The organism is Weissella hellenica (assembly GCF_005405545.1).
Taxonomy (GTDB): domain Bacteria; phylum Bacillota; class Bacilli; order Lactobacillales; family Lactobacillaceae; genus Weissella; species Weissella hellenica.
Genome location: NZ_BJEG01000011.1, coordinates 57,444 through 67,576 on the forward strand (window position 1 = coordinate 57,444; position 10,133 = coordinate 67,576).

The 10,133-nt window shown below is 34.5% G+C and carries 11 protein-coding genes; 2 read left to right on the forward strand and 9 right to left on the reverse strand.

Translation table 11 applies throughout. From position 1 onward, the window contains the following. Positions 1-146 precede the first annotated feature (146 nt). The 3 genes from rpsB to FFM61_RS06665 form a co-directional block, all read right to left on the reverse strand. Positions 147-923, reverse strand: a complete 777-nt coding sequence (gene rpsB, locus FFM61_RS06655; RefSeq protein ID WP_042493829.1) for a 30S ribosomal protein S2 — start codon at positions 921-923, stop codon at positions 147-149. A gap of 154 nt (positions 924-1,077) precedes the next feature. Then, positions 1,078-1,356: a GIY-YIG nuclease family protein gene (locus FFM61_RS06660; protein ID WP_074427771.1), complete on the reverse strand. Its 279-nt coding sequence runs from the start codon at positions 1,354-1,356 to the stop codon at positions 1,078-1,080. Beyond that, positions 1,349-2,113: a tRNA1(Val) (adenine(37)-N6)-methyltransferase gene (locus tag FFM61_RS06665; protein WP_074427772.1), complete on the reverse strand. Its 765-nt coding sequence runs from the start codon at positions 2,111-2,113 to the stop codon at positions 1,349-1,351. Before FFM61_RS06665 ends, FFM61_RS06660 begins: the two co-directional genes overlap by 8 nt. Positions 2,114-2,204: 91 nt before the next feature. Here FFM61_RS06665 and FFM61_RS06670 point away from each other — a divergent pair, with 91 nt between their 5' ends. Beyond that, positions 2,205-2,849: a lysophospholipid acyltransferase family protein gene (locus FFM61_RS06670; RefSeq protein ID WP_074427773.1), complete on the forward strand. Its 645-nt coding sequence runs from the start codon at positions 2,205-2,207 to the stop codon at positions 2,847-2,849. Between the two features lie 132 nt (positions 2,850-2,981). On the opposite strand, the gene FFM61_RS06675 is transcribed toward FFM61_RS06670, so the two are convergent. Both FFM61_RS06675 and FFM61_RS06680 read right to left on the reverse strand, forming a co-directional pair. Further along, positions 2,982-3,218 carry a YneF family protein gene (locus tag FFM61_RS06675; RefSeq protein ID WP_042493823.1) on the reverse strand — a complete coding sequence of 79 codons (237 nt, stop codon included), beginning with the start codon at positions 3,216-3,218 and terminating at the stop codon, positions 2,982-2,984. Positions 3,219-3,290: 72 nt separating this feature from the next. Next, the gene (locus tag FFM61_RS06680) at positions 3,291-3,545 is read right to left on the reverse strand and encodes a DUF896 domain-containing protein (protein WP_074427774.1); all 255 of its coding nucleotides are present in this window, start codon (positions 3,543-3,545) and stop codon (positions 3,291-3,293) included. A 138-nt stretch (positions 3,546-3,683) separates the two neighbouring features. Between FFM61_RS06680 and lexA the strand changes: the two genes are divergently transcribed. Further along, a complete protein-coding gene (gene lexA / locus FFM61_RS06685) occupies positions 3,684-4,283 on the forward strand; it encodes a transcriptional repressor LexA (protein ID WP_074427775.1) in 600 nt (199 codons plus the stop codon). Between the two features lie 93 nt (positions 4,284-4,376). On the opposite strand, the gene FFM61_RS06690 is transcribed toward lexA, so the two are convergent. The 4 genes from FFM61_RS06690 to FFM61_RS06705 all read right to left on the reverse strand — a co-directional run bounded on the left by FFM61_RS06690 (position 4,377) and on the right by FFM61_RS06705 (position 10,011). Next, complete coding sequence (locus FFM61_RS06690) at positions 4,377-4,895, reverse strand: sugar O-acetyltransferase (protein WP_371258045.1); 519 nt, start codon at positions 4,893-4,895, stop codon at positions 4,377-4,379. A gap of 224 nt (positions 4,896-5,119) precedes the next feature. Beyond that, positions 5,120-7,102, reverse strand: a complete 1,983-nt coding sequence (locus FFM61_RS06695; RefSeq protein ID WP_074427776.1) for an LTA synthase family protein — start codon at positions 7,100-7,102, stop codon at positions 5,120-5,122. Next, complete coding sequence (locus FFM61_RS06700; protein WP_074427777.1) at positions 7,103-8,122, reverse strand: acyltransferase family protein; 1,020 nt, start codon at positions 8,120-8,122, stop codon at positions 7,103-7,105. A 209-nt stretch (positions 8,123-8,331) separates the two neighbouring features. Then, positions 8,332-10,011, reverse strand: coding sequence for a 6-pyruvoyl-tetrahydropterin synthase-related protein (locus tag FFM61_RS06705; protein ID WP_074427778.1), 1,680 nt, complete (start codon positions 10,009-10,011; stop codon positions 8,332-8,334). Positions 10,012-10,133 lie beyond the last annotated feature (122 nt).

Here is a 10,133-nt window from a genome sequence, read left to right on the forward strand (position 1 = left end):
ATCTAAACTAGTATACACGAAAATTAAGTGATTTTCTATATAGTTAGTTGAATATCTACTACCATTTTACATGAGTTTTACTCATAGCGCAAAAAAAGCTTATCGCTAGTTAGCGATAAGCTTTTTTCGATTCTTGTGAAGTAGAATTAGTTCTTCTTACCTTCAACAAGATCAGTCAATTCTTCGATTGAAGCAGGCTTGTCACCTTCGGCTGCAAAGTCAGCTTCTTCTACAGAATCTTCACCTTGGTTACCTTCAATAATAGCATCAGCCATCTTTGAAGTAATCAAACGTACGGCACGGATTGCATCATCGTTTGATGGAATCTTAACGTCGATTTGATCAGGATCAGCATTAGTGTCGACCATAGCCACGATAGGAATGTTCAACTTGTGTGCTTCTTGCACTGCCAATTGTTCCTTGTGAGGATCAACAATGAACATCAAATCAGGAATCTTAGGCATATCTGCGATACCACCCAAGAACTTGTTCAACTTTTCACGTTGCTTAATTAGCAATGAAACTTCCTTCTTTGGCAAACGATCAAAAGTACCGTCTTCTTCCATTGCACGCAATTCCTTAAGACGGGCGATACGCGCTTGGATAGTATTCCAGTTTGTCAAAGTTCCACCTAACCAACGGTGGTTAACGTAGAACATGTTTGCACGAGTTGCTTCTTCAGCAATTGAATCTTGTGCTTGCTTCTTAGTACCAACAAACAATACCGTTGCACCATCAGCAGCTGCATCACGAACATAGTTATATGCTTGATCAACCAATTTAACTGTCTTTTGCAAATCGATAATGTAAATGCCGTTACGTTCCGTAAAGATGTAATCTGACATCTTTGGGTTCCAACGACGAGTTTGGTGTCCGAAGTGTACACCAGCTTCAAGTAATTGCTTCATTGAGATTACTGCCATGAGTATCTGCCTCCAAATGTTTTGTCCACCTAGTCTCGCATGTAGCCTGGCGACCCGTAAAAGGAGCACCCGTCAAACTATTGAGAACTAGTGAGTATTTTTGGTATAAAACCAATTACTTACTATACTCATTTTTTCCATAAATGTCAATAAATTAATCCATAAATGCACTGACTTGATGATTTCGCAAAAACTGCTCTTTTTGCTGTCGGGTTAATTGTTTAAACATTGCCTCAGCGTGAAGTGCATCATGTTTTGTTTCAAAAGCTTCTGCATAAATTAATTGTAATGGATGTCGTTTAGCCGGTCGTGTGAACTTTGCCCCTTTACCAGCTTCATGCGTAGCAAAACGTTGACCAACATCATTTGTAAAACCACAATATAACATATTATCTGCCGTTAATAAGACATACATATAATACAGTTTATTCATGTTGCTGCCGGCCTTCATAAATTGACCATACAGCATCGGTGTACGTATCATCTCGATTATGTGTAATAATTGGTGGTAATATTTGCGCCCCGGTTAACTTACCATCTTTAATAGCATCAATTAATAGTACATTGGCAGGTTCACCAGCTTTTGGGTAAACAAACTGAATCCGCTTTGGTGATAAATGATTTTTTTGTAAGGTAGCCAAAATTTCAAATAAGCGATCTGGACGGTGCACCATATAAAAATGGGCTTTGTTTTTTAATAACTTTTTTGCTGTATATGTTACCAATTCTAAGTCGGCCATAATTTCGTGACGCGCAATCGCATAATGTTCATTTTCGTGGATAATAGTTTGTTCATTATCTACTGAAAAATATGGTGGATTTGACACAACCATATCAGCTGACCCTGGCCGAATATCAACAAAGACATCACGCATATCAGCATTGATGATCTTAATTTTTTCAGTCAAATCATTCATCATGACTGAACGCTTGGCCATATCGGCAAGTCTTTCCTGAATTTCTACACCAACAATATCACCTGTGACTTTATGCGCCATGAATAGTGCTACTGCCCCATTTCCCGTGCCTAAATCAACAGTTAAGCCACGTCCACCTTTACGTGGTTGCGCAAAATTTGCAAGCAAAACTGCATCTAATGAAAATGAAAAAACATTTTTGCTTTGGATAATATGAACATCATCGTTATATAACATGTCAACACGTTCATCAGGTAATAATTCAACTTTCATAAAAATTAAACTCCTTATTTCATAATTATTTGCCAAAAACGCCATTTTTGTGGGATAATAAGGCGTTATTATTAGGGAGGATGAACAAAATATGTTCTATTCATTCATACGTTATGTTGCTGCTGGCATTTTATGGCTAATTAATGGTCGTTATAAATTACTTGGCACAGATAAATTACCAACAGGCAATTATATTTTAGTTGGCCCACACCGTACTTGGTGGGAACCCATTTTCTTTGCACTAGCGGGTTGGCCACATCGTTTTAGTTTCATGGCTAAAAAGGAACTTTTTAAAAACCCCATCTTAAGATGGATTCTAATTCATGCCAATGCTTTTTCTGTTGATCGTGATCACCCTGGTCCTTCGGCAATTAAGACGCCTGTCCAAAACCTTAAAAAGACTGACTTAAGTCTGATTATGTTCCCATCAGGTAGTCGTCACTCTGAAGAAATGAAAGGTGGCGCATTAATCATCGCCAAATTATCCGGCGTACCATTAGTGCCAATTGTTTACCAAGGACCTGTTAAATTTTCGGGATTGTTTAAACGTAAAAATGTGACGATGGCCTTTGGTGATCCAATTTATATTGATAAACGAACGAAAATCAACGAAGAAACGACCAGTGAGTTTGGTAATACACTCCAAGCCTCATTTGATAAGCTAGATCAAGAAATTGATCCTAACTGGGTTTATATCGATCCTAAACCAAAAAAGAAAAACAATAACGAAATATAAGTGTGCTACTTGCTCACATAAAAAGGTAAATTCATTTCAAATAAATGTTTTTACTTTTTTTATTACCCTCGTGCATAAACATATGCCTAATAAAAAAGTTGAGTTGTTACCAACTCAACTTTTTTAATCAAACTATTTCTTCTTTGAAGAAGTTTGTGCTTGATTCTTCATTTGTGACATCATTTGGTTCAAACGCTTTTGTGAAGGCTTTTGTCCCATTGAAGTCATCATTGATTTCATCATTTCTTCTGAAATTGGTGGATTATTCTTGATGTACGTCTCCATTGAGCGACGTGCAATAAAGAAACCAGCGACAGCACCAAGTATCGCAGCAAGAATGACAATAAAAATCCAAATTGTTGTGTTCATTTTATTACTCCAAAAATATATTCAAATACCATTATAGTTAATTATACGCCTTTTTGCTAGCTATTAGAACGTTTAATTATCACGAATACCTTTGTCACGTTGAATTTTCTTTACTTTTTCAGGCGTGACTTCATTACCATCTTCATCATAAACCTGAAGCATTTCTACTTGTGAACGAAAAGCTTTTCTAAAATTATCTAAAAATTCGGCGCGCAATTCAGCACGTTCTGCAATTTCTTCCTCGGTTAATCCTTCTGAGGTTTTTGCTTTAGCAGCTAATTCGTTAATTCGCGTACGAACAGCCATCATATGTTCAGTTTCAGCCATGCCCATTCCACCTTTTTATTGAAGTTAATGGTATTATTTTAACATAATTCACTCGGTTCATTACATAATTAATTATACAAATATCAACAAAAATAATATTTAGCGTACAATAGAATTGATAAAAAGGAGTACTTGATTATGACTAACAAGTCTACCAAACAATTAGATATTTTAAAATTTATTTATGAAAAACAACAACAACGTGGTTATCCACCAACTGTCCGTGAAATTGGTGATGGTGTTGGATTAGCGTCTTCTTCAACTGTTCATGGCCACTTAACAAGGTTACAAAATAAAGGGTTCATTCAAAAAAAAGCAGAAAAAACACGTGCTATTACGGTAACAAACACCGGTATTCAAGCTCTTAAAAAAGCAGATATACTTGCTTTACCTGACACATCTGCTCCTGTAATTAGTACGCCTCAAGATATAATAAGCTCATTAGATGAAGATACTATCTTATTACAGCATAATAGCAACACGATGATTAATATTGGTATATTAAATCGTGATTATCTACTTATTAAAAAAGAATCTGCTATTCCAGATGGTGCAATTGTGGCAGTAACTTTAGATAAAAACAATGATGGTACATCCCAAACAGATGTCTATCGTTATTTTAAAGAAAGAAATCAAGTCCGTTTACAACCAGAAAACAGTAATCTCAAACCAGTTATTACTAATCATGTTGAAATTATTGGCAAAGTTATCGGTGTTTATCGTAACGAAATTAATTAAATAAAGGTTGGGACAAAAAATGTCCCAACCTTTTTAACTAAAAATATATTAATTATAAATTTTACAAAACAACTTTTGTCACGCTATCTCTTACTATTTATTACGATTATCGTAGTAGTCTTTTTCCTGTTGTTCCCAGTTTGCTTTATCAGCTGCCGTAATTGGACGCATCACTTTAGCCGGATTACCAACAGCAACGGTATCAGCCGGAATATCTTTAACCACAACAGCACCCCCACCAATTATAGCATTATCACCTATTGTGACACCTGGGCCAACAAAAACGTTAGCACCAATCCAAACATTGTTACCAATTGCAATGGGTTCACCATATTCTAACCCACGTACACGCACTGCTGCATCTATCGGATGACCGGCAGTAATTAAACTAACACGTGGTCCAATCATTACATTATTACCAATATGTACTTCACAAGTATCTAAAATCGTTAACCCAGTGTTGCCATAAAAGGTATCGCCAATATAAATATTTTTCCCGTAATCAATGTACAAATCAGGTTCAATATAACTATCTTTACCGATTTTCCCCATTAAATCTTCTAATAATTCTTGTACCTGTTCTTCATCTTCATGGGCCGTTTGATTATACAACGCTGCACGTCGTTTTCCAGCTTTACGAGCAGCAATCAGCTCTTTATCCCCTGATTTATAATCAGCTTACCTGACAACATAATTTCACGTTCTGTTTTCATGAAATTCCCCCTTTTTATTTTCCAAAATATAATGACTATTTTAACATACTGGATATTTTTAGAATAGACACCCCTCCGCATGTTAAATGATGACATAAATTTGGCTATCTATTTAAACATCAATTATTGCTTATCTGTAAAATCATCATCTAAGTAATGTTCACCAGCTGTAATATCATATTGTACTAACCTAAATTCATGTAACAACTGCTTTTGTTTGGCAGTGAGATCTTTAGTATTTAATTCTTTACCCTGATCATTCACAACTGTATCACGCGTATAATTAGCTAGCGCTGGTAATTCATTAACAAACTTCGTCTGCAAAGCAAAGAATGGTGTTAATTTACTATTTGTAGCCTTTAACGCCAGTGTCGGAAAATCACTTGGTGATGCATATGGTCGTTCATCATGTTGCAGGGTTGTCTTATTAATCTGACGCGCCGCTGCATTCTGATAAATAAAGTAATCTGTTTCATGGCTTGTTTGCATTTGCTTATTTTGATCTACAAAAGTAAAGACAACCGGCCAATGATCACCATAAAAAACCATCGTTATTGGGCGCTTACTCTTTTCAACTTTATCAATTAATTTTTTCGTTGCTAAATCAGTTTGACGGACCCCTGTTATATATGTTTCAATTTGATCCTTAGTAGCATCTGAAACAGCTGGTTCTGTCATCTGATAAGGACTATTCGGATATTCTTTAGCTGAATAGGGTAAATGATTTTGCATTGTCATTAATTGTAAAAATTGCGAATCTTTATCCTTTGCAGTATCTACTTTATCTAATAAGAACTTATACGCATTTTCATCAGTTGGGTACTCTGCACGAGATGATAATTTGCCAGTGTACTTGTCAGGATACTTATAAGTTAACCCATCAGTTGTGTAGAATTTTTGAATCCCCATATCTTTATAAGCATCACGCCGATTATAAAACATCCCCGCATATGGATGAAGTACTTCTCGTTGCTCAAATAAACTAGGTAGAATGGGTGTTTTATGTGCAAATGGCACAACTTGTGTATAAGGAACTGCCATTTCAGGTGCAAAGGTCGCCAAAGGAAGCCCTGCAATTGTCATATATTCAATATTGGCTGTCCCACCACCATGACCTGATGAGAGCATTTTACCCGAAATGACTGCTTTATCTTTAATTTCATTAATGTTTTGATAAACATCAGGTCCCTTATAAGCTAAGTTCGGAACGTCATTTGGATTCGTTAATGACTCGCTTAAAATAGAAATAACCGTTTGTCCCTTTAAATTATCCTGTCTAGTTTCATTTAACTTATCTGCATATTGAGTATATTTCTTTTGCAAATGGGCCATTTCTTTGGCAGAATAACCAGCCGGTTCACGCATGATGACACTAGAAATATTTGATACGAATGTCATAATTGGACCATTGACCATGGCATCATCAACACCGATTTTATTTTGCCATTGATAACCAAAATGATTTAAAATTGCTCGATTTTGATCAGCATTCACCACAAATGGTGTTGCTAGCATTAAAAAAGAGATGATTAAAACAACCAATCGACTACCGGCCTGCCTGAACATCATACTTTGAACGGATTCAGAAAACTTTCCCACTTTTTTACGGCGTATGTAAAACTCTAATCCGACTGCAAGTACAAGTAATATAACAATCCCAACTACAGCAGCAACTAATAAGTCTTTATCAACCATCTTTGTCAAACCACTGACGGCAGTAACTTCTGACATATCACTAAAAATAATTGGTTCGTTACGTGTTTTCATTTTCATATATTCAGCTACAATTGCAACAATCGCAGTTAACGAATATATCGCAACACCCATAAATAAGTGGTTAACTAGCACTACGATAAAAATAAATAATGTTAAACAAGCTACTATTGAGTAAAGTGCTTGGGGTCGTATCATATATTGGCGAACAAAATCTAATGCTACCGGTATATCAGTAGATTGATAGTTCAAACGTCCCCACACTTGAAAGTGCATTGAAAATTGCAACAAAAAAACTGTCACAATACTTAAGACTAGCCCAATAATCAACAATTTCATCCAGCCATTGAAAGAAGGCCCTATAAATTTAGATTTTTCAAAAACTTTTTTCATCTAATCGATTTCTTTCTTTTCCCAATAACCGATACCTTTAGTAAGTATCCATTTAATAATGATAATGATAAACAACACAACTAAACACGCAATCACAAAATCTAACCATTCAATTGCAACCAAATTATTTAGATAATGTTTTATTGGTAATATCATGGTTATATAACCTACAACCGCAAAATCAACATACCAATATTTACCCAATTTAATTAACCAATCTGAAAAGTGAGGTAACTTTTTATGGATATACCAAACAATTGATAGCACCGCCTCAAGTATAATCATAGCTGCAAAAGTCCCTATAATCCAATGATTGATCAACGCTACCGTTAGATCATATGAACCATTATGTGCCATAACCCAGCTAATAATAACACCAGCCAAAACGGTTGCCCGCGCTGGTTGCCATGCCTTGTTCTCATCTTTGAAATAGTATCCCAACAACATGAACGGTTGCACAACTACCCCAGATGTAAACGACCATGGTAATTGCATTTTGCTCGAGACGTAAAAGCCACCATAAGTCATCAACGCAACAAGTACAATTTGGAGAAATAATGGTTTTATTTTAATTACTAAAGCTATAATAATTGTCCCCCAGAATAAAGCTAACAGACCCCAACTTAATCCAATACCTGTTTCGAACGGCCAAATTATTGTTGTACCTGGCCAACCATTTCCATACAGCATGGCTTTTACCCCCACTCGAATTGCTGGAAATGGCTGAATAAACAACGATGATAATCCAAACATCTGTATAACTTTACTACTACCAATTAAAAGAATACTAATTAAAAAATACGGTACTAAATATCTTAGTATCGATTGTTTAATTAACTGTATAAGTTTTTGATCGATGTTAACTGAATATCCCGCAATAAAAAACACAGCTGGCCAAGTAATCCATGTAAAAAAACGATACCAAGCCATACTTCGCTCATGATCAATCATTTGCATCATAATTAACATTATGATTACAAATCCTGTTAAAACATTAACAGTTTTTTTTCTGCTATCCATTATTTTTGTTTCCGCCCAATCCTCTACAAGATTAAAATCTTAATTATGTATTATTAAATCAAATTTTGAAAAAATATACTTATTATATTACCATTTTTATTTAATAAAACACAAATTAACATCTTTATACTAATTTTGTTTTCTCCAGTATTAGTACAAAAATAAGGCACTAAATCAAAAACAATTTAGCACCTTACCAGTATTGTATTTTATACCTTATGTTTCTTATTTTTTAAAACATTTACTAATAAAAATACTGCTGTTATTAAACTAATAATCCAGGCAATATACGTTGTTATTGGAGTTTTTGCTTTAACAATAACTTTATTAACATCTGTATTTTTCATTCTAATGACTAATTGTTTATTTTTATTAATTCTATAATTATAGTGATGATGTTGTTTATCTGTTATGTCGTAATTTAGCCCCTTATAACCTACCATAGGCAAAATTGTATCTTTCTGTTTATCTAGATTAGCTTGATAAATTATCCCATTACTAATAGGTTTAACAGTTGTATTAATAGGCTTTCCATTTTGAACAATTTTCTTTTCTTGCAAAGCTTTATTAAATTGGAAGTTAGCAGGCATATAATCAAAAGCGCCATACGTCGTCCAATAACCCATAATATTTTTAAAATCAGCATTTTTTATTTTAAAATTAGCAATCGGTGTATAACTAACTGGTTTTTCAGACGTTGGTTTATAATTCGTCTGCACCGCTAACGCGTTAACCTTGTCCACAAAACCAAATTTCAAGCTAAATAATGTAACGATAACTGATAATAATGTCAATCCTACATATAAAATATACCGTAATTGATTAGACTTAAAGACATTACGAATCATCAAAATTGACGTCAAGCTCAGCAAAAAGATAGCAATAATAAATACACGATGTGGAAATTGAATACTCCCTAAAGGTGTTTCATACAAGTATTTCCAAATGTAACTCATACCACTAAAAATAATCAAAATTGATACGATTGTTGCATACTTGGTAAAACGATTTTGTTTCCACCAAGTGAATATCACACCAAATATTGATAAAAATGCCACAATGCCAATACTATTCGTTTTAAAGAGAACATCTGGTTTAAATGAAAATGCCGTCTTAAACAATTCCTGAACATTTGGTGCTGACCAAAGCGTTAAGGTTGTCGCACCAGGAGTTGCTAACTTATTACCTAACATGGCAACTATAAATGGCATTAAAAACACCATTGATAATAAAATTGTAATAATAGCTGCAACAGATAAATTAGCTAAAATGTTTAATCTATTTTTTTTAAAAATCAATAAAAATAATGTAAAAATTGATGTATAACCCGTCACAATTACAAATGACAACATATGCGACAAAATGATTAACGTAAAACCGACTACTAATAACAGAATAGTCTTTCTGTTTAGGCTGACAGTGCTATCTTTTGTACTTTCTGCCAATCGAATCAATGCTAAAACTAACAGTGGCATAAACGACATTGCCCAAACTTCTCCAAATAGCCACTGCTGTATCACTTGAGAAAGAATTGGCGTAGTTACAGTATAAATAAAAGCAGCAATAGTACTTTCTAGTGACGATAACGATAGTTCTTTCCCTACCCACTTTGCAACACTAAATTGAACCATTAACTGCAACCACATTAAGCCGTACATCGCTGTTACTGATGGAAAAATAAACTGTAACATAGCCCCCAAGTACACAGGTAAAGATGGATACATTGTTGGAACTAAACTACCAATTTGATTTGACGAAAATGTGGAGATAACAGGTATTAAGTTCCCCTCCTTTAGATGGTTATAGTATTCAAATATTCGGTTAGCATGAAACTGCAAATCTGCACCTGAATATAGAAAGCCAAAACGTCCAACATATACCAACATCATCACAAAAAATAAACCTGGTATTAAATAATAAGACCATTTTTTAATGGCTCTATACTTTCTAGCGTGAAACTAAACATTTCACGCTTTTTATTTTGTCTTTTTCACATAAAAAAAGACACCAG